Origin of the sequence: Carboxylicivirga fragile (assembly GCF_050589805.1) — a bacterium.
GTDB classification, from domain to species: Bacteria; Bacteroidota; Bacteroidia; order Bacteroidales; family Marinilabiliaceae; genus Carboxylicivirga; species Carboxylicivirga fragile.
Genome location: NZ_JBNGOY010000035.1, coordinates 42581 through 62894, shown reverse-complemented (window position 1 = coordinate 62894; position 20314 = coordinate 42581). Strand labels below are relative to the sequence as shown.

Sequence of the window (20314 nt, the reverse complement as noted above, 5' to 3'; positions counted from 1 at the left end):
CTCTACCCTCACTTCTTCACAAATTGTTTCCTGATTTGTTCGGCGCTCGGCATAGCTCAAGCAAGCTTGGCTCTACCCTCACTTCTTCACAAATTCAACGCGACGGTTATTTGCTTTGCCTTCGGGAGTGGTATTATTATCAAGTGGCATACTTTCTCCAAAACCTTTATAACTTAATCTATCAGCCGAAATCCCCATACTGCATAACTGATTCATCACTTTTTTAGCCCTTTGCTCCGATAGGGTCTGATTTTTGGCATCATCACCATCTGCATCCGTATGCCCTTCAACACTAAAGTTTAGGTCAGGTTGCTTATGCATTAATTCGTAAATTTTATTTATTGGCCCCATACTTTCGCGCTTCAAAGTTGCCTTATTAACATCGAAACGTATGCCATTACAAATTATCTTTCCATCACTCAATATCCTATCGTAATATTTCACACCACCTTTTGCAATGCGTACATTTTTCATATACCACAACTTATCACCTTCTGCTTCGGCCCAATACGCTTGAAAAGATAGACCTGAAGGATTAGGTTCGTAACGTGGTATATTAATTAATCGGTTTTCATCAAGATAAACCTTCAATTTCCCTTTTGTATATGCAACAGATACATGTATCCAATTACCTTGTTCATTGGATTTACCGGAATCATATTCACTGGTAATATCTGCAATATCAGCTCTATTCAAATTTATTTCTAATTCGCCTTTATCTAGAGGTATCTGGTTTTTACGATCGTACAAATACAAACTAAATCGATTACCGTATGCTGGTCGGTAAATATCAAACTCCACGGTAAATACCTCCGGTAAATAATCTTCTTTTGAATTCTTTAAATAAGGAATTATTTCAGGACTACCATCAACAAAGCCAATTACATTCTCCTCATTCACCATCATTATTTCAACCTGGCCTTGACTTAGATCCCAACGACTCGGAAACTCACCATTTTCCTCCATAAGGTTGGGGGCATCCTCAAAAATAACCTCATCTCCAGGTACAAAATCAAATTTACTCCATTTGACATTGTGCTCAATAAGAGGTGAGTTATTGTCATCCGTGACATCTGGCGAAACATCTGAAGAAGAGTTATTAACTGATGTACTCTCCTCTTCTAAAACTTTATTATTCTTTTTTTTCTTTTTACCAAATAATGAACCTATACCTTCTTCGAGCTTATCAAAGGTTTTATCAATTGCTTCGTCTGTTTTTTGATTGGCTTTCTGATTAGTTTTTTTCTCTACTTTATTGCCAACATCAACCTGCACCTGTGCTTGCATGTGCCAAGTCAATAACAAAAAACCAATTATAATTATTGTTTTCATAACTTAGATTTAAAACAGTTGTTAAGTGATTGCTTATATGTGCGGAATAATGAGTTTGAGGCAACCTTTAAACGAGTCGATAAGGAATATCATATAACCACTACTCCACTAAAGATCACCTCAAATCGTTCATTAACCACATATACAATGAACTGTGTATAAAATTATTTTATACGAATTTAACATTCAAGGGTATAAAAACACTAAACGCAAACTAGAACATTTAGAACCAATTTTATCATCATCTAAAACTAGAAATGATACAATATGCCGGTTCCAATATTAAAGTAATCTGCGCCTCCAACAGTGTATTTTACTTCACCCATTAAGTATAATTGCTCTGATAAGGCAAATCGCCCGCCTATTCCTAAATTCACACCTACTTCACTGCCACTGTCCTCAATATCTCCCGCAAGGGTATTAACCATGTCAGCATATGGATCGTACTCATCGTAGTACTCACCACCATCATAACCACCATATCCATCTCCGCCCATATTGTAGCCTGAAAGAGGATTTTCTATCTTAAATTTATAAAAGGTCATGTTTAGGCCAGCCAGGGCGTAGAAACTCATTTTATCATCAGCACTAAAAACATAGTGTGCATTAAAATTAAGAGCCGACCAGGTTGTATAATCCTTTTTGAAGTAATAAGTAAAACCAGCATCGGCCTCCCAAGTATCATTAATCAGATATAGGCCATTTAGGTGAATACCGAAGTTTTTAATTTCACTCGCATAATCCAAGCCGGCTCCTGCCATAATTTTTGAGTCTTGAGCACTTGCAGTTAATCCAGTAGCTAGCACCACTGCCATCAAAAGTAGAATCTTAGTTTTTTTCATTTTATTAGGTTTTAATTTTTAATTACAACCTAAAAGTAATACCGGCTTCTACCTTAAATATGCATCAACTTGAATTTGCAGCTTCTCAGTTTGAAACTGCAATCATTTCTTTTGAATTTGTTTTTGAGATTAAAACAATACTTAAGTTTTTTACAACTGATCAAGGAGTTGCAACAGGCTTTGTTTGCGACGCGACGATACGGGAATCTCTTTACCATTATTTAAAATAATAAATCCACCATCCGACTTATCGATACGTTGGATATAATCGAGGCTAACCAAATAAGATTGATGTGGTCGAATGAACCGGTACTCTTCAAGAAGCTCAGCATATTCTTTTATTCCTTTCGAAACTACAATTTCCTTTTGATCTTTAATGTAGAAAGTTGTGTAGCTATTATCACTTTTACAATACATTATATCATTTATCTCAATTATATGCATCGAATCTGAGGTACGTAAAACCATTTTCTTACGCTGTTCATCCTTGCCATAGTGAGCAATAAAATTATCCACCTGAGCTTCGTCATTTGCTTCGTCAATACGTTTGAGCGCGTTGCTAATGGCTTCAACAAATTCAAACTCATTCACAGGTTTCAAAATATAATCGAGTGCACTGAACTTGATGGCCTTAATTGCAAATTGATTAAACGCTGTAATAAATATTAGCTTGAAAGAATAAGGTCGAAGCCGCTGAAGCACATGAAAACCAGTCCCCCCCTTTATTTCAATATCTAACAGAACAATATCAGGCTGTGTCAGCTCTATTACCTTAACCGCATCATCCACGCAATCAGCTTCACCAACCACATCAACGTCAGTAAAGTTATCCAATAACAAATGGCGATTCAGCTCCCTTATATTAGCTTCATCATCAATAATTACAACCTTCTTCTTTTCCATCATTAGTTCAAACTATTAAATTAGGCATCCTCTATGCTACACAGCTATCATTTATCGTAATTAGAAAGCTATTCGTGACTTGACAATTCCATAATTGGTAAGAAAATATCGATTTGAGTTCCACTTGTACCTGCCCCTGAAATATCCTGAATAAGGGGTGCAGGCACATTGGGATAATTCTTCTGTATTATTTTTATTCGCTGATTAAAAATAGCTGTAGCCATTGAGCGGTGACTTTTATTTGCAGCATTTATTGACTTTTTTAAACCTATTCCATTATCCACAACAACCACGTGTAACAACTCTCCTTCTTCCTTAAATGAAATACTGATCATTCCACCCTCCGACATATCCTTTACGCCGTGCTTTATTGCATTCTCTACAAAAGGCTGAACCATCATTGGAGGCACATCCACAAACTCTATATCTAAAGTATCGGGCAACTCAATTTTATAATCGAAAGAATTTTGCATTCGCATTTTTTCCAACTCCAAATAGTTACGCAATGTACTTAATTCCTCTTCAAGCGATACTTGTTCAACATTTGAGTTATTCAAAATAGATCTTGTAAGGGCAGCAAAATTACCCATATAACGTGCTGCATTTTTCACATCGTTTTTGTACATATAACTTTGTATACTGCCCAAAGCATTGAATAAAAAATGAGGATTCATTTGCGAGCGTAATAATTGTTGCTTAAGCTTGTCACGTTCAAGCACTCCTCTTTTACGTCTGGCTGATTGAACATACACACCAAGTGCTATACTCAACAATAAAAGCACAATAATAGCAATACCAAGTTGAATACCTTGATTCTTAAGATCATTTTCGGCAGACAATAAATCGATTTGATGTTGACGTTTTTCGGTTTGATATTCGATCTCAAGTGTTTGAATTGCCTTGTTTTTTTTCAAGTTAAATACGCTATCGCGAATGGTTTGGTTCTCGTTTAACACTTCAATGGCCAATGGCCAGTCCTCACGTTTCTGATATAATTCAATTAATGATTTATTAATTGACATCAAGTATTCAAACTTATGCACTTTTTCAGCGATAACCTTTGCTTTATCTAGATAATAGGCTGCACTATCCATTTTATTCTCGACCAACATGATCTTACCCATAAAATCGTAACACAAGGCAGCGTATCTTGTATTCCTGTTCTTTATGTGCGAACTTAAGGCGGTTTGAAAAGATGCAGAAGCCTCCTCCATATTGCCAGCAGCATACCAAGCTTGCCCAATTAAATGCTGCGCTACAGCTAAGCCTTTCTTGTCACCAATTTCTAGCTTTATATTTTTGGCCTCATTAAAATAGTACATGGCCGAATCTACCTGATCTTGCAATAAATAAACCTCCCCAATAGCACCATAATTATACGACATGGTTCGTTTATCCCCAACATTACTGGCAGATTCTAAGGACTGGTTAAAGTAATATAACGCTTTTGGGTAATCCTCCTGAACAACGTATGCAGCCCCTAGCGTATTCTGCGTATAAGCAGCTCCTTTGGTATTTCCAATGGCTTCCTGTATGGCCAAAGCTTTATGGAAATTAGCAATTGCCAAACTACTCATATCCTGAAGACGATAAACTTGTCCGAGATTATTGTAATTATACGACAACTGCAAACTATCGCCCTGTTGTAATGCCAAAACCAGAGATTGATTATGATAATACACAGCCGAATCAAAACGTCCCGCAAAGCGCTCATTAACTCCCATACGATCTAACATCAACATTTCACCGCGTTCAAATCCCTCATCAGAACAATGCCTAATATAAGTGTGTAATACTGCCTTGTAAGAATCCTTTAAGGTTCGTCTACGGCGTCTGATTCGCTTAAATACCGCCTCTAACTGCAATGAGTCACTACCTGCATTTGATAATTCAGATAAAATACTGTCCCGAACACTAATGCTCAAAGGAATAACTTCTGCCTTTTCAATTTGGGCAAATATAAACTGAGATGACAATAAAATAAGGCATCCACTACAAAAGCAAATTTTAAAAAAATGGGTCATTGGTTAAAATTGGTTTGGCACAACTTAACGAGCATGATAATTTTTAGGTGTCGAACAAAAATAGAAATAATTCTATTGAGAATTATAATAAATTATAAACACGAAATTAACAGATCGAATAAGGCAACTTTTACCCAAAACTAAAATCAAAAAAAATTCATTTCATAAACCACTGTATTTATGAACCATAGAAAAGCATCTCAAAAAAAGTTTACTTTTTGTCTTAAAAATGTTTTGCAGTTAAAGAAAATACTCTACTTTTGCATCCGTTATCGAAAGAGATACACACTGAAACACTAACGACCACAAGGGTTTCGGACAAGATATTAAAGTATTGGAGAGATGGCAGAGTGGTCGAATGCGGTGGTCTTGAAAACCATTGTACCGCGAGGTACCGGGGGTTCGAATCCCTCTCTCTCCGCTGATTAGTATGTCAATAGAAGACATGAAAATGACAAAACCTACAACTTCAACGAGTTGTAGGTTTTTTTTATGTTTTTTTGTACAGTTTGTCTTTCTTATTATGCCTGAAAACGACATAAAATCGTAACTAAATCGTAACCTATTTTGAAAAGTCAAAAAAAGGTTACGATTTGTCCAGAATTGTCTAGGTTTTGTCCAACATTGTCTCCCCTACAAGTATTTCATTTTGTGATTAATAACATAGTTTTACAAATCAAAAAATGAAGTTTATGAGAAGCACATTTAATGTTCTTTTTTTCGTTAAAAAGAATGCAGAAAAGAAAGACGGAACTGCACCTATTGTTGCAAGAATTACGATTAATGGAAAGAAAACACATTTCAACACCAAACAATTTATTAAACCAGATGACTGGAGTGTTGAATTGAATAAGGCCAAAGGAAGAAATGCCGAAGCAAGAACTTTAAATACCGTATTGGACGAAATTAAAAACTCGCTTTATAATGTATATAACGACCTTACTAAAATAGATATCCAGATAACTGCAGAAAAAGTTAAGAATACCTTCTTAGGCATTGGATTGGAGCAATTCTTATTAATGGAACTTTTTGAAGAATCAAACGATAGCTTAAAAAAACAAATTGGCATTAATAAATCTAAGGCTACATACCAAAAAGCTGAAGTTTGCAAACGCCATTTATCAAATTACCTGAAAGTAGAATATAAGCGAACAGATATTGACCTAAGAGAAATCAATTACTCCTTTATTGTTGGATTTGAAACGTACTTAAACGTGCAGTGCCGTTGTAATGCAAATACAACGGCTAAATTCATTCAAAAATTTAAAAGCATTATCCTTATAGCTCAAAAGAACGGATGGATACAAACTGATCCATTTGCCAATTACAGGATTACTATAAAGAAAGTTGATAGAGGCTACCTAAATGATGACGAACTGAAACGCATCATGCAAAAAAGTTTCAGTAGTGAACGACTGGAACGCATACGTGATATTTTTATCTTCTCTTGTTACACTGGCTTGGCATATATCGATATCAAAAACCTTAGACAGGAGCACATAACTAAAGGTTTTGACGGTAATTTATGGATAAACACCAAACGACAAAAAACCTCTATCAAAACTGTAGTGCCATTACTGGATATAGCCCAGTTAATCTTAGATAAATACAAAGGTCTTCCAAACGGTGTTCTTTTACCAATTCCAACGAATCAAAAAACGAATGCGTACCTGAAAGAAATAGCTGATATTTGTGAGATAACTAAAAACCTGACCTTTCACCTGGCACGGCATACTTTTGCCACCACCGTAACACTTTCAAAGGGTGTACCAATCGAATCGGTAAGCAAAATGCTTGGTCATACCAATATTAAAACAACACAGATTTACGCTCGTATTACTAATGAGAAGATAAGCTCAGACATGCAGTTATTATCAGAGAAGTTAAAGTGTTCTGAGATGAGTTTGGCTTGATTTAAGAATAATCTTATAAACCTTATTAAAACATCTCCCGATTAATTATTTCAGTCGGGAGTTTTTTTTATTCTATAGAGAGCTCTGATAAAGCCTCCAAAAACCCAGTAAAATCAATGGGCTTAGCTAGGATCCTGTTTTTTTCATCTAAAAGAAACATAGTAGGTGTAGCATACAAATTATAATCTGTTGTTACCTTACCACCCCATTTATTTGGTTCATTTAAATTTATCCAGGGAAAATCATAGTTTAATATAAAATCCTGCCATGCAGCCCTATCTTCATCAATTGAAATCGCAAAAACTTCCACATCAATATCCTTTCCATAGTACCAGCTTTTTAATTGGGGAAGGATTTCTTTGCACATTGGACAAGAAGTTTCCCAAAACAAAATCAGTTTGTACTTACAATTAGTTTGGTATAGGTTAACTAATCCTCCATTAATTTCTGATAGATTAAAACCTGAAACTCGATTGCCAATTTTCATTTGTTGAAATGCCAAACGCCTTTTCAAGGTATTATTTTCACCTGAACAACCAGGTGGAACCATATAGTTTTCTGAAATATGCGTCTGCAAATGATCTAACCCTAGCCTTTCAAAACCTCTTAACAGATAATCCACCACAAAAGCTGATACATCGGGGTTGTTGCTTGTTTTTACAAAAACACATCAATGGCTTTTTTAAATTCTTCTTCCTGCTTTTCTCTGGATAACCCTTTTTGTGCATAGAGCATAAAGTATTGAAAAACTATATCTGTATAAGCAGAAGAGTTAATTAAAGATTCATCCGAAAAGTCAACACCATCAAAAAAATGCGTTTTCTGCACTATTCTTCTTTGCTTTTCTGAAGTATTTCCATCTAAGAATGGTTCACGTTTTAGCCGGATTAATTTTGTGGCATAAAGCTTTGGATGTTCCTTTTGGATAGATATAATTAAAGCTTCTTTTTCCTTTTGAAGTTTATTGTATTGGGTTATTATTTCAGTCTGTTTGCTATTGGTATAATATACATCATCAGTTTTATTCTGAAAATAGTTGATTTGCATCACCAGCTCTTTTAGTTGCTTTTGATATATTTTTTCTTTCTTCAAAAAATCAAACCAAACCAGGTTTTCTTCCGAGCTTATTACATTTACACTATCCAAAGTGGCGTTAAAATCAGTTTCTATCTCAATATCCTTTCCATTGAAAATAAAATCTAATTGCTGAGGCGGTTCATTCAATACTTTTGCCATGAGAGTTTGACCTATAACAACCCGATAAATGAGAAAAGTATTATTATCAGATAATTTAAATTTGATATGGCCATCATTTGAGATAAGGCTGTCAATTGGAGTGAATTGATCTCCATTAATAGAGCCTAAAACAATGGGGAAATTTGACTGGTTGTGAATATGTAGTTTTAGATGACAGGTTTGGGATGACAAATAACTGGTATGAAATAATAGTATTAGCAAAAAAAGGATTATATGGTATTTCATGTTATTACGATTTATTCGGGGAGCAACTTTTCACATTTCACATGTAGTCACTCCCCAAATAACTTTAAATGTCTTTATAATTCGTTAATTTGTATTCAAAATGTAAAATAGGCTAAAACTGACTATCCTCAATAAGTATATGGATTTCTTAGGTTATAACAAAATCCGTGAAAAAGCCAATTTATTATTATATTCTAACTTCTAACAGCCGATTCTGATTAAGAATTATGCGTTATATCTTTTTCAAGAATTAAATAATAACCAGGTTCAATAGTGTATAGAAACAATGTGATAACTAGCAATATTATTCTCAATAAACTATATAATAAACTCCCACTTGATGCAGGAAGAACTTGTTTTACATTCCACCCATGTTTATTAGCAGCTTCAATCTCGATTGACAATCTCGATTTTGGCGAACTGCCAATGGTTCCTAATAACCCACCACTGAGAGGGACATTTACAACTTTATTAGCTATTTTCATTGGTTTACAATTTAGAGGTTTGAATATTTCTTATGAAGTCTTGTATTTATCTGAGTTGATTCTTCGTTTGCATTAATTTGATAATTAGTACTTGAACTATATCGTTTATACTTTTTCTTAACTAGCAATATAAAAGTTATAAACAAAATGAGTTCGGCAATTAAGTATAAATAAATTGAAAAAACACCTAAGTTGTCAAACCATGAAAAATGGTGGTATGAATAATTAGGAATAATGTATATTTTTAAATTAGGTAGGCTGTGAGCTATCTTAAGTAAAAAGCTTAAATGAATTATGTAATAAATCATAAATATCACATTGGAGTATCTGATATTTTTATAAATTAATTTTATTACTAAAGTAGAAGTAATTGCAAATGCTATTATTATAAATACACCTTTCAAGTTATGGAGCTGAATTCCTACATTGATTTGTCCAAAGATCAACATTCTAAAATGCGAGATAAAATGTATATGTGAATGCCAGATTATTTGATTAAATGTTTGAGAGTGGAACAAGCTTACAATTAATGTATTTACTATAATGATAACTGTAGCTGCCATAAAAAGTTTTGATGCAACAATATGCCTATGTATCACATCTGCTTCCACCTGCTCAGTGTATTTAAATCCGTAATCCTTTTTTTTGTATAAGGGCTTAATTAAATTTTTGAACTGCATTATATTGTAGCCATAAAAGAAAACTAAATATAAACTTACTATCAAGGAAATATTTGCAATTATTACTATGTATGTTTTACCGTAAATTTCTGGGGATAAAAATACAAGGGAATTACTTGTTACAATAAATATTACATAAATAGAATATACAATTTTGCTCAAAAATTTTTCCTTAAGGAGATATATGCATATCAAAATCGTAATAAGAATTTCAAAATATAATACAATGTTATCAATTTCCCAATCCATATATAGATAGTTGCTGTTATAGGCTAAACGATAAGCTAAAAACAGAAAATATGGAATCATACAAAGTCCAATAGTTATATTTTTTCTACTTGTTTTCATCATATTGTAAAACATTAGTATATAGACTAATAGAAAGACTAGTGTTTAGTCTTTAACGCAACGCACAGAGAAGCCGGGCGACTTATTGTAGTAGCTGCTGCGGTACAGGTCAGGGTAGCTGTAGTGCAGGATCCGGTAGTAGGCGGTGCTACTACGGTTCTCCGTACTACTCCACCAGGCACCGAGGCTGCCCGCATAGCTGAACGAGCCATCGTAGTAGTAACGGTAGCCACCCGGAAGGGCAGTAAACCCGGTGCTGTTATTTGTGCTTGGGTTATTGCCAATATCCCCAACATTACTGCTGCTTTCCCAACCAGATTTAGAAGCTAATGATTTTCCAATTTTATTATCAATAGTTGTTCCATCATAATTATACCCATTGGCTATTAAATAATTCTCCAATTGAGTCCACTCAGCGTCGCTGGGCAGATGCCAACCACTAGGGCAAACACCCTGCACATTATTTGTGCCATCATGAGGTGTTCCATTTACCGCTGCCGCATACGTATATAATGCACCATAGCCCAAACTCTCATCATTATTATAGAAGCAATAGGCTTTATCGGTATTATTATCGCCAAGATTAGCCCATGCTGTATTATCGCTTATATGAGGAATAGAGGTGCCATTGGCATATTTGGTGGTTTTAAGATTCTCAACCATCCAAACCTGATCACCTATTTTTACTGTATTGTAAATATTACCATCTATATCTGTTACTGTACCTGTTTCAGTATCCTCAGAAATTGTTATGTAATCTGTTTTTATTTCAGTATCAATACCTGCTTCATTTGTGACTGTTAATAAAACTGTATAAATCCCCGCTGAAGAATATAAATGACTAGGATTCTGTTCACTACTAGAATTACCATCCCCGAAATTCCAGCTCCAACTTGTAGGACTGTTAGATGATTGATCTGTAAAACTTACAACATCACCTATTGATGCAACTGTATTATTAGCGACAAAATCAGCTTCAGGTATAATACCTGTGTTATTATCTTTAACACAGCGGATACTAAAACCAATTGATTTACTATCTGCTGTTCTGGCGATATAAGGATTATGATATGGTATATATCGTATAATAGCAGCTGAGTTATCGTTTTCTCTACTACTCCACCAATGACCATACCCTCCTACTAAGCTAAAAGGTCTTTGGCCCCCAGGAAGAGCAGCAAATCCATAATCATCGGTCCCATTACCGTTATTATTCCAACCACTTGTTGATTTCAATGCGGTTCCCTCTGTTCCCGAATGCCCGTCATTTGTAATATAAGTTTTTAATTCAGCCCATTCTGTATCACTTGGCAAGTGCCATCCTTGCGGACATGCTCCCTGAACATCACTTGGATTAGAGTTACTACTAATTGCACCATTCATTGCTGCTGCCCAGGTATATAAAGCACCGTAACCCAAGCTTTCGTCATTATTATAAAAACAGTAGGCTTTGTCAGTACTATTATTACCCAAATTAGCCCACTCAGTATCATCAGTTATGTGCGGTATGGAAGTTCCATCAGCATATTTGGTAGTTTTAAGATTTTCCGCCATCCACCATTGATTACCTATTTTAACAGTTTTGTATTCGTTGCCATCAATATCTGTTACAGTGCCGGTTTCAGTATTGTCCAATAAGCTTTCATTTATAGCCAATATTTTCCGGGTTCCAGACCATGAGCCTAAACTCACCAAGTAATTATCAATATTTTCATGTGCTAAATAGTTGGACGGTAAGTTATGCTCGTGCCGTGAAATAAAATAAAATCTAGTGTCAGAATAAGTAGGGTCTCCATTTAATGTAACAGAACCTCCATTCCCATATTCCGTTAATCCTAATCCATCTAATAGTTCTAATAAATCTCCACCGTTTGAATGATAGTTTACTAAGTCGCTCCAATCCAATACCCGGTATTCATTTCCAAAAATAGTATGAACAATTTGAGTCCAGTCAGATGCATCAGTATAGGTTAGTTCAGTAATAGCAAAAGCACCATGTTTTCTGCCATTGTCAACATTTATATAATCCGTTTTTGTTTCAGTATCGGATCCATTTTCATTAGCTACTGTAAGTGTGACTGTATATTTTCCAGTTGCTGTATATGCATGTGTTGGGTTTTGCTGAGTACTAGTATTGCCATCGCCAAAGTCCCAGTTCCAACTTGTTGGGGAATTAGTTGATTGGTCTGTAAAATTAATAACATCATTTATTGATATAATAGCTTTTTCAATTGTGAAATTTGCAACTGGAAGAAGGTTTGCAGTGGTGTTATCCATAATGCACCTAACCGATAATCCAATTGACTTACTATAGTATTCGTAGTACAAATATTCAACTGACTTCCCAATACCACGGAGGTTTGCCTCACTAGAATTATATTCTGAGCTACTAAACCAACGACTACTGCTACCTGAGTAGTAGAACGTACCATTACTGAAGTAGCGGTATCCGCTTGGTAAAGCAGTGAAGCCGGTGCTGTTATTAGTATTTTGAAGATTACCTACATCCCCTGTACCGCTACTGGGTTTCCAACCATATGAAGAAGCTAAAGATTTACCAACTTTATTGCTTTCTGTAGTTCCATCATAATTATAACCATTGGCTATTAAATAGTTTTCCAGGTCCGTCCACTCTTCATCACTCGGCACATGCCAACCAATGGGACAGACACCTTGCACATCATTAGTCCCATCATGTGGTGTTCCATTTACGGCTGCTGCATAAGTATATAAGGCTCCATAGCCAAGGTTTTCATCATTGTTGTAAAAGCAGTAGGCTTTGTCGGTATTATTATCCCCCAGATTAGCCCATTCAGTATTATCGGTAACATGAGGTATAGAAGTACCATTTGAGTATGCTGTTGTTTTTAGATTCTCTGCCATCCAAATTTGCTCTCCTATTTTAACAATGGGGTAGGTATTGTTATCACCATCTTTACAGGCATATAACTCAGCGCTTATGTTTTTTGACACACCAGGTATTTCGTTAACAATGCTGGTGTATTCACCACTTTTGATAGCATAGGAGATTATGTCGCTAGGCGTAAAGTTCAATACATAATCAGCTGTTGTGGTTTTAAGTGTTTTATCTTGTGTTACTTCTGTTCCCAAATATTTGATGTTAACTGTACCATTTTTCTGCTGAATTAATTTTGTACTACAAGAACCATTAGTAGTAAACAAATTGATTACATACATGCCAGGAGTTTGGGCTGACAATTGAAAATGATGAGTGCCCCTTTCTAGAGTTTGTGAAGCTTGAGCAACAACAATGCCTGTCAAGGATACTAGCTGTATGGTAATATCCTGAAGGCCTTCGCTAGAATAATATAAATTGGTAACGGTATTACAGGGATTAGGTGCAATTGTTAGAGCATCGTTCAATCTTAACTTTTCGATAGCAGTTGCGGTGGAACGAAGCACTAATGTTGCGTCCCCAGGAATAGTTATTGACTCATTGCTTGTTAAATTGGTTGCGATGATTTCATCTATTGTTGTAGCATCTCCCTGAGCAGAGAAATTAATATTGATATCTTGAGCAACTGCTGTAAGTTGAACAATAATCAAAACAGTGAGTAAGTTACATTTCAGAAATATACGTTTGAAGAAATTCATATCGATAAAATTATTGTGTTCATTTGTGATCTATCACAAATAACGCTCAATCGATATTTTATTTCAATACTCCGATTGGAGTATTTTTGGGTAATACTGCTACTATTATTTAATATTATACATCTGAGCGAATCGAACCAAATCACATACGTTGCATATATTTAACTTCCTGTATATATTCCTCCTATGTGTTTTTACAGTAAATTCAGAAATATTTATTGATTCTGCAATCTGAGTATTTGATGTCCCTTGAATTAATAGCTTAATAATTTCCTTTTCTCTATTCGATAAAGATTTATACTTTTCAAGATTTATCTTTAGAAATATATTTTCATTTAAGATTTCAACGATATGTTGATCAAAGTCTTGAAGTACTGATAGTGGGATAGAAATTGAAATAACAGATTCTTTATTAAATAATTTGCTGCTGGTATGATACCATTCATATTCCTTCTCCGGCAACTTAATGTATTGGTAAAAACTTAGTGTTCTATTGCTATCACCTGATTCAACTAACTCAAGTAACTGAGGAACTGCCCTTTCAAGAGTTTCTGGATGAACAAAATCCTGCATGTAATTGAATTCCAACTCCTTCACTTCATTAAATGAGATTTTACAATCAGATTCCATTCTAGGGCTCATATACAACAAACCAAAATCTATGATATTATTAACATGAAGCCACCCAGGAATTAATTCAGCAATTTCGTCTAGTGATAGCTTTTGAGACAGAAAATCAATATTTGCGATATGGTTATTCATTTGGAACTAATTTTTCACACATTACAAAATAGCTCATAATATGCTACAAAACAAATATATAACTAAAGTAAACGGATTATTTTAGTATTTCTTTGACTAAACGATTATCGAGTATCTAATTCTACATAAATAGTTATTACTATGCATAGTTTGATCTAGCAATAAGTCTCACCTCGCTCCTTCAAACGTATGGTTTTGACCTATTTGAGCAATAGTGTTCTATTAATGATCTGTTGAGTTAATGACCATGATAGCCTGCTTATCGATGGTTCCTTCCTATTTTAGGTAATAATCAAAGAATTGATTTAAAACTTTTTAAACACCACTAATTTATTAGTTTCTACTCATGGCATATTTTTTGATTACAATACTTAAAATTAGATAAAGCATGAAAAAAATACTTGCATTTATATTCGTATCAATTTTACTTAGTTCATCATTATTCAGTCAGGAACGAATGTCTTTTAAAGGTGTTTCACTAAATAATTCAGTTGAAGATTTTGTAGAGAAACTCGAAGAGAAAGGATTTAAAGAAATAGGAAGAGAGGATGGTGCTGTAATGTTGCAAGGTAAATTCTTAAATCAAAACTGTTATGTTGGCGTTATCGGTGTAGCAAATTCCAATACCGTATGGAGGGTAGCAGCTGTTTTACCAGAAAATGAAACTTGGGCATCCCTAAGGGATGAATATTTTGCGGTCAAAGAACTTTATCAAAATAAGTATGGTAAGGGTAAAAGCAATGAGAGTTTTGAAGGATATTCTGGTAATGAAATGATTGCATTATATGAAGATAGATGTAATTACCATACTGCTTTTACAACTAAAGAAGGTGTAATTATAATTGAAATCGAGAAGTCAAATTATATGAGAGGTGTAGTATCTATTATTTATGAAGATAAAGTAAATTCTGAACTCAATAATGCAGAAAAATTAGATGACATCTAATTTTTTAAAGCGATGACACTGCCTCCAAAAACCCACCAAAATCAATTGGCTTTGCCAAAATCTTGTTTTCTTCATCTAAAAGAAACATAGTAGGCGTAGCATACAAATTATAAGCTGTTGCAACTTCACCATCCCACTTATAAGGTTCATTTAAATTAAACCAGGGGTAATTGGAGTTTACAACAAATTCCTGCCATGCAGCCTTATCTTTATCAATAGAAATGGCAAATATTTCCAAATCAATACTTTTTCCAAAATACCAGCTTCTTAATTGGGGAAGGATGTCTTTGCACATTGGGCAAGTAGTTTCCCAAAACAACACTAGTTTGTATTTGCTATTAGTATGATAAAGATTAACCAATCCCCCATCAATTTCCGACAGATTAAAATCAGGAGCTTGAGTACCAATTGTCATTTTTTGAGATTCTAAACGTCTTTTAAGCGTATTCTGATCACCAGAACAACCATGAGGAACCATAAAGTTTTCTGAGATATAGGCTTGTAGATTATCTAATCCCAACTTCTCAAAACCACGCATTAGATAATCAACAATAAAGGCAGAAACATTAGGATTAGCCATGGTTTTATCCAGAATCACATCAATGGCTTTCTTAAACTCTGCCTCCTGTTCTACTTTTGATAATTCCTTCTGCGCATATAGCATAAAGTAGCTAAACACCTTATCGGTGTAGATCGATGAGTTCATCAATGGCTCATCTGAAAAAGTTACATCATCAAAATAATGCTTTCTTATTGTTTCTTTTCGTTCCGACTCACTTAGGTTCCCATCTAAAAAGGGTTCGCTTTTTATTTTGATGAGTTGGCTTGCATATAAAAATGGATACTCTTGTATAATTGGTAAAATCAACTTGCTTCTTTCTTTTTGCAAATTGTTATACCTATTGATAATAGCACTTTGCTTAGCTAAAGTATAATAGACATCATTATTTTCTTGAAAATGGTTAATCTGCATCTCCAATTCTTTAACCTGCTTTTGGTACAGCTTTTCTTTTCTCAAAAAATCAAACCACACCTGATTTTCAACCGACCGGATAACCTTCGCACTATCCAGTGGAGCCTTGAAATCTGTTTCTATTTCAATGTCTTCTCCATTAAATATAAAATCTAGTTGTTGGGGAGGTTCATTCAATACTTTAGCCATAATGGTTTGACCTAAGATAACACGGTAAACACCAGAAAGATGATTATTTGACAATTGAAATTTTCTATGGCCATCTGAGGCATAGGAGCTATCAATAAAGGTGAATTTGTCTCCTTGTATTGAACCAAGTATTATTGGGGTATTTGCTTGGTGATGGACAAAAAGTTTAAGCTTATAGGTTTGAGAGCTAACATTATTAGCTAATGGTAAGAGAATTATAAACAAAAGAAATAAAAAGTTTCTCATACATGTTTGTTTTTATTCGGGGTACTACTATTTGCTAGATTTAAATAATCGCACCCCGGATAAACATTATCTCTTTCAAATTTCAAAATTACTTCAATGATTTTGTGTCATCACTCGCTAAAGCTTGAACAGGTGCGGCTATACTCGCGTTTTTCGCAAAAATCGTCCGCTTCGCGGTAATGGACAAATTGTTTAATAGTAAAATAGCTCTAATCCTTGATACAACGTACTGCTCTACCTTCAGACATATCATTGTAAATTAGGTATAATGGTGAGCTACTATAAGATAAACCTCCGTAATAACGTTGCTTGCTGCTCCACCATGAACCATTGCTTTGTTGAGGGCTAAAAGAACCATTTCTACTGTCGCGCGAGCCACTTGGTAGGGCAGTAAAGCCAGTTTTATTATTAGTGCTTTGATCATTACCTACATCTCCAATGGACGGACTATCTAACCAACCAATCTTGGAAGCCAATGATTTACCTAAATTATTGTATCTTCTAATTCCATTGTAATTATAACCATTGATTATCAGATAATTTTCTAAAATACCCCATTCTCCGGAACTCGGCAAATGCCAACCTGTTGGGCACACACCTTGCACATGGTTAGATCCATTATGAGGAGTACCATTTACAGCTGCAGCAAAGGTATATAAAGCCCCATATCCCAAGCTTTTATCGTTATTATAAAAGCAGAAGGCTTTATCAGTATTATTATCGCCTAAACTTGCCCAAGTAGTATTATCTGTAATATGAGGAATAGTTGTGCCATCACTATATTTGGTAACTTTCAGGTTTTCGGCCATCCACCATTGTGTACCAATCTTAACTGTTTTGTAGTTATTGCCCTCTATATCTGTTACTGTTCCTGTTTCATAATTAGGAGTTTCTTCACTTATGGTAAAAGTTGCATCACTTTCATCAAATACCGATTCATCATCCACGCTTACAATTTTCACTTTATAATCGTCTTGTTCCTGGTAGCCTGTAGTCATGTTCCAGGTATATGATCCCGTATTGGCAATAGATGCAGCAATATTGGTTTCTAAGATTGTTCCTCGCCATAGTTCAATACGAACATTACCTGTTACATTACTGTCCCAAGATATAGTTTGAGTTGAGCCTTTTTCCCAGTTCTCACCTCCATTTGGCGAGGCTACGGTTATGTAAAAGCTCATATCATCAAGAGTATTAAAAATAACAGGTGAGCCATAGGCCGTGCCTATGCTATTAGTTGCATACCCTCTTACATAATAAGTAGTATTTGGCAAAAGTCCAGATAATTGACTTAAGTATGAGCCCGTTGCTGTTCCATCATTGGTGTTACCATCTGCATCAGATAGCTCACAAGCTTCAATACTGCTACTCCAAACAATGCCACGTGCGCTTAAAGCTCCGCCTCCGTCATCGTGTACCACACTGGTAATTTCGGCACTACTTGTTGTAATTTTTTTAACCTGGCCTCCTGTTGACACATCTGGTAAGGAAGAGGCCTCGGCAGGCAATGTTGCAAAAGAATGTACAGCACCATATCCAGTACCTGCACTATTGCTTGCATAAGCCCGTACGTAATAGGTGGTATTGGCAGCTAGGTTAGTCAAAGCACCTGAGAACTCCCCATTGTTTTCATCGTAATTCTCTGTTGAGTAGCCAGTCTTATTACTTAAAGTTGGATTGCCTGCAGTATTCCACACAAAACCTACAGCTGAAGGTGTTTCTCCGCCATCATTTGCAACAACTCCAACGGTGCTTGCACTATTACTTGTTTTGTTACTTACCGTACCTGATGAAACTTCAGGTATAGAAATATTGCTGCTAACTGTAATGTAATCGGTTTTGGTTTCAGTGTCTGAGCCCAGTGCATTTGTTGCCGTAAGGGTAACGGTGTATGTTCCAGCCGCATTGTAGGTGTGTGATTTATCTTGAGAAGAACTAGTGCCGCCATCACCAAAGTTCCAAGACCAGGAAGTGGGTTCGTTAGCGCTTTGGTCAGTAAAAATTATTGCTTCACCTTCGGTAATGCTAGTTTTATTGACTGAGAAGGCTGCTACCGGAGCTGAACCTGTTTCGTTAACAGTAATAAGGTTGGTTTTGGTTTCGGTGTCGGAACCTGCATCGTTAGTAACCGTTAGCGACACAGTATAAACGCCTGCTTTATTGTATGTGTGTGTCGGATTCTTATCTGTGCTAGTGCTACCATCTCCAAAATTCCATAACCACTCCATTGGCTCTTCTGTACTATAATCGGTAAACGTTACTGATTGACCTTTGTCGATTAAGGTTGTACTTACTCTGAATTCGGCTACTGGTTCGTTCCACACCTCAAAATCATCGTCGATGTTATTGTTGTTGGCATCGTTGGAATAATCTTCCATTTCTGACAACTTCATCCGCCCATCAATTGAGTTGAATTCAAATATGGGCGTATAATTTCTGTTTGTCCAACCATCTACTTCGCTTGCCAAAGCCCATTCTAAACTAATGAAGTATTTTTTATCCGGGTCAATATTGGTCATATCATCAAACTTAATAATCAATGGTTCACCACTAAACCACCGACCAAGCGCTTTTAAATCTGATGAATTAGTATCATAGTTAGATAAATTTCCTGTTTGGAATGGAGTGGAGCTATTTGACAAATGTGCATTTGCAGTAAAAGGAACTCCTAAATGCGTCTGAGATCCCCCTGTGCGTTGCAAATCAACTTTCACCATAGACTCATATGAATGTACCGATGACCAGTGATACCCCCGTAGTTTAACTTTAAAAAGTGAGTAAACCTTGTAAGATGGATTTTTTAGACAATCCCAAGCATTGGTTTCATGATCAGCCAAATTTCGCAATAAGGTAGTTCGAATGTATTTCATTCCAACATCAGTAGTATTACCCGCTATTTTAATTTTAGCGCCAATGGTTCCATCAACATTAAGCATTTCATATAACAGACTTACATTTTTAGTTTTATCAAACACCAAATAAGTTGAAAAATGAGTAGTTGTTGCTGTAATTGTTTTGCTACTTCTATCAACATACAGCTTTGGCATTTCCGTTATCTTATCAATTGAGGCATCGTAATGTACAACAGCCAACCCGGTAGTATCTGTACTCGTATATGGGAGTTTAAGCTCAACTGGTTTATTAAATGTTAGCCCTTTCGGCTCAAATCGAATAACATCACCATTTGTTTCAAAAGGAAATTCAACATCATCTGCTACGGATATTTCAATGTTTATGTCTGATGCGAGTGCGCCTTCAGGAATAAGCAATTCTACTCCATCTAAAGGCGAGCTACTATCGTCAATTTTAACAGTTCCACCTTTAGTCCCAATAACCCCCTCACCATTGGTATAAACGGGAGGTTCATTATTTGGAGCTCCTCCATCCTCATCTTTTGAACAGGAATTAATAAATACAAAAATAATAAGAGCTGATAAAAGAAATAATTTAGTTTTCATGTCTGAGATTATGTGGTAGAATTAGAGCAAAATTGCACTAATTCCAGAACTCTATCAATTACAAGGTTACATACCTTTGATAAAACTACCTTTGATGCAGGTGAATGTGGAAAAAT

14 protein-coding genes and 1 tRNA gene are annotated in these 20314 nt (G+C 35.3%); 3 read left to right on the top strand and 12 right to left on the bottom strand.

Features of this window, described 5'->3' with window-relative positions; genetic code table 11:
• Positions 1 to 78 precede the first annotated feature (78 nt).
• The 4 genes from ACRD7B_RS15530 to ACRD7B_RS15515 form a co-directional block, all read right to left on the bottom strand.
• A complete protein-coding gene (locus ACRD7B_RS15530; protein WP_430825503.1) occupies positions 79 to 1332 on the bottom strand; it encodes an OmpA family protein in 1254 nt (417 codons plus the stop codon).
• A gap of 251 nt (positions 1333 to 1583) precedes the next feature.
• A complete protein-coding gene (locus tag ACRD7B_RS15525) occupies positions 1584 to 2174 on the bottom strand; it encodes a hypothetical protein (protein ID WP_430825502.1) in 591 nt (196 codons plus the stop codon).
• A 150-nt stretch (positions 2175 to 2324) separates the two neighbouring features.
• Positions 2325 to 3080: a LytR/AlgR family response regulator transcription factor gene (locus tag ACRD7B_RS15520; protein ID WP_430825501.1), complete on the bottom strand. Its 756-nt coding sequence runs from the start codon at positions 3078 to 3080 to the stop codon at positions 2325 to 2327.
• 65 nt (positions 3081 to 3145) lie between these two features.
• Positions 3146 to 5101, bottom strand: coding sequence for a tetratricopeptide repeat-containing sensor histidine kinase (locus tag ACRD7B_RS15515; RefSeq protein ID WP_430825500.1), 1956 nt, complete (start codon positions 5099 to 5101; stop codon positions 3146 to 3148).
• Positions 5102 to 5437: 336 nt separating this feature from the next.
• Between ACRD7B_RS15515 and ACRD7B_RS15510 the strand changes: the two genes are divergently transcribed.
• Positions 5438 to 5522: transfer RNA gene (locus ACRD7B_RS15510), tRNA-Ser, on the top strand.
• A gap of 271 nt (positions 5523 to 5793) precedes the next feature.
• Complete coding sequence (locus ACRD7B_RS15505) at positions 5794 to 7014, top strand: site-specific integrase (RefSeq protein WP_430825499.1); 1221 nt, start codon at positions 5794 to 5796, stop codon at positions 7012 to 7014.
• 67 nt (positions 7015 to 7081) lie between these two features.
• Here ACRD7B_RS15505 and ACRD7B_RS15500 read toward each other — a convergent pair whose 3' ends face one another.
• From ACRD7B_RS15500 to ACRD7B_RS15475, 6 genes are all read right to left on the bottom strand, one after another.
• Complete coding sequence (locus tag ACRD7B_RS15500) at positions 7082 to 7639, bottom strand: TlpA family protein disulfide reductase (RefSeq protein WP_430825497.1); 558 nt, start codon at positions 7637 to 7639, stop codon at positions 7082 to 7084.
• 32 nt (positions 7640 to 7671) lie between these two features.
• Positions 7672 to 8496 (bottom strand): hypothetical protein, encoded by an 825-nt coding sequence (locus ACRD7B_RS15495; RefSeq protein ID WP_430825496.1) that lies wholly within the window; start codon positions 8494 to 8496, stop codon positions 7672 to 7674.
• Between the two features lie 218 nt (positions 8497 to 8714).
• Positions 8715 to 8981 carry a hypothetical protein gene (locus ACRD7B_RS15490; protein ID WP_430825495.1) on the bottom strand — a complete coding sequence of 89 codons (267 nt, stop codon included), beginning with the start codon at positions 8979 to 8981 and terminating at the stop codon, positions 8715 to 8717.
• An 11-nt stretch (positions 8982 to 8992) separates the two neighbouring features.
• Positions 8993 to 10012, bottom strand: coding sequence for a hypothetical protein (locus ACRD7B_RS15485; protein ID WP_430825494.1), 1020 nt, complete (start codon positions 10010 to 10012; stop codon positions 8993 to 8995).
• 42 nt (positions 10013 to 10054) lie between these two features.
• Positions 10055 to 13624 carry an FISUMP domain-containing protein gene (locus ACRD7B_RS15480; RefSeq protein ID WP_430825493.1) on the bottom strand — a complete coding sequence of 1190 codons (3570 nt, stop codon included), beginning with the start codon at positions 13622 to 13624 and terminating at the stop codon, positions 10055 to 10057.
• Between the two features lie 105 nt (positions 13625 to 13729).
• A complete protein-coding gene (locus ACRD7B_RS15475) occupies positions 13730 to 14386 on the bottom strand; it encodes a response regulator transcription factor (RefSeq protein ID WP_430825492.1) in 657 nt (218 codons plus the stop codon).
• A 388-nt stretch (positions 14387 to 14774) separates the two neighbouring features.
• On the opposite strand from ACRD7B_RS15475, the gene ACRD7B_RS15470 reads away from it, so the two are divergent.
• On the top strand, positions 14775 to 15332 hold the full coding sequence (locus ACRD7B_RS15470; RefSeq protein ID WP_430825491.1) for a hypothetical protein: 558 nt from the start codon (positions 14775 to 14777) through the stop codon (positions 15330 to 15332).
• Between the two features lie 4 nt (positions 15333 to 15336).
• On the opposite strand, the gene ACRD7B_RS15465 is transcribed toward ACRD7B_RS15470, so the two are convergent.
• Both ACRD7B_RS15465 and ACRD7B_RS15460 read right to left on the bottom strand, forming a co-directional pair.
• Positions 15337 to 16740 (bottom strand): TlpA family protein disulfide reductase, encoded by a 1404-nt coding sequence (locus ACRD7B_RS15465; protein WP_430825490.1) that lies wholly within the window; start codon positions 16738 to 16740, stop codon positions 15337 to 15339.
• Positions 16741 to 16949: 209 nt separating this feature from the next.
• Entirely contained in the window at positions 16950 to 20198 is a 3249-nt protein-coding gene (locus ACRD7B_RS15460) for a PKD domain-containing protein (protein ID WP_430825489.1), read from the bottom strand.
• Positions 20199 to 20314: the final 116 nt, after the last annotated feature.

Bases quoted from the DNA above. Each gene is read 5' to 3' on its own strand.
- ACRD7B_RS15515 (WP_430825500.1), bottom strand. From the start codon at position 5,101: ATGACCCATTTTTTTAAAATTTGCTTTTGTAGTGGATGCCTTATTTTA.
- ACRD7B_RS15465 (WP_430825490.1), bottom strand. From the start codon at position 16,740: ATGAGAAACTTTTTATTTCTTTTGTTTATAATTCTCTTACCATTAGCT.
- ACRD7B_RS15505 (WP_430825499.1), top strand. From the start codon at position 5,794: ATGAGAAGCACATTTAATGTTCTTTTTTTCGTTAAAAAGAATGCAGAA.
- ACRD7B_RS15460 (WP_430825489.1), bottom strand. From the start codon at position 20,198: ATGAAAACTAAATTATTTCTTTTATCAGCTCTTATTATTTTTGTATTT.
- ACRD7B_RS15470 (WP_430825491.1), top strand. From the start codon at position 14,775: ATGAAAAAAATACTTGCATTTATATTCGTATCAATTTTACTTAGTTCA.
- ACRD7B_RS15490 (WP_430825495.1), bottom strand. From the start codon at position 8,981: ATGAAAATAGCTAATAAAGTTGTAAATGTCCCTCTCAGTGGTGGGTTA.
- ACRD7B_RS15530 (WP_430825503.1), bottom strand. From the start codon at position 1,332: ATGAAAACAATAATTATAATTGGTTTTTTGTTATTGACTTGGCACATG.
- ACRD7B_RS15495 (WP_430825496.1), bottom strand. From the start codon at position 8,496: ATGAAATACCATATAATCCTTTTTTTGCTAATACTATTATTTCATACC.
- ACRD7B_RS15520 (WP_430825501.1), bottom strand. From the start codon at position 3,080: ATGATGGAAAAGAAGAAGGTTGTAATTATTGATGATGAAGCTAATATA.
- ACRD7B_RS15485 (WP_430825494.1), bottom strand. From the start codon at position 10,012: ATGATGAAAACAAGTAGAAAAAATATAACTATTGGACTTTGTATGATT.
- ACRD7B_RS15475 (WP_430825492.1), bottom strand. From the start codon at position 14,386: ATGAATAACCATATCGCAAATATTGATTTTCTGTCTCAAAAGCTATCA.
- ACRD7B_RS15525 (WP_430825502.1), bottom strand. From the start codon at position 2,174: ATGAAAAAAACTAAGATTCTACTTTTGATGGCAGTGGTGCTAGCTACT.
- ACRD7B_RS15480 (WP_430825493.1), bottom strand. From the start codon at position 13,624: ATGAATTTCTTCAAACGTATATTTCTGAAATGTAACTTACTCACTGTT.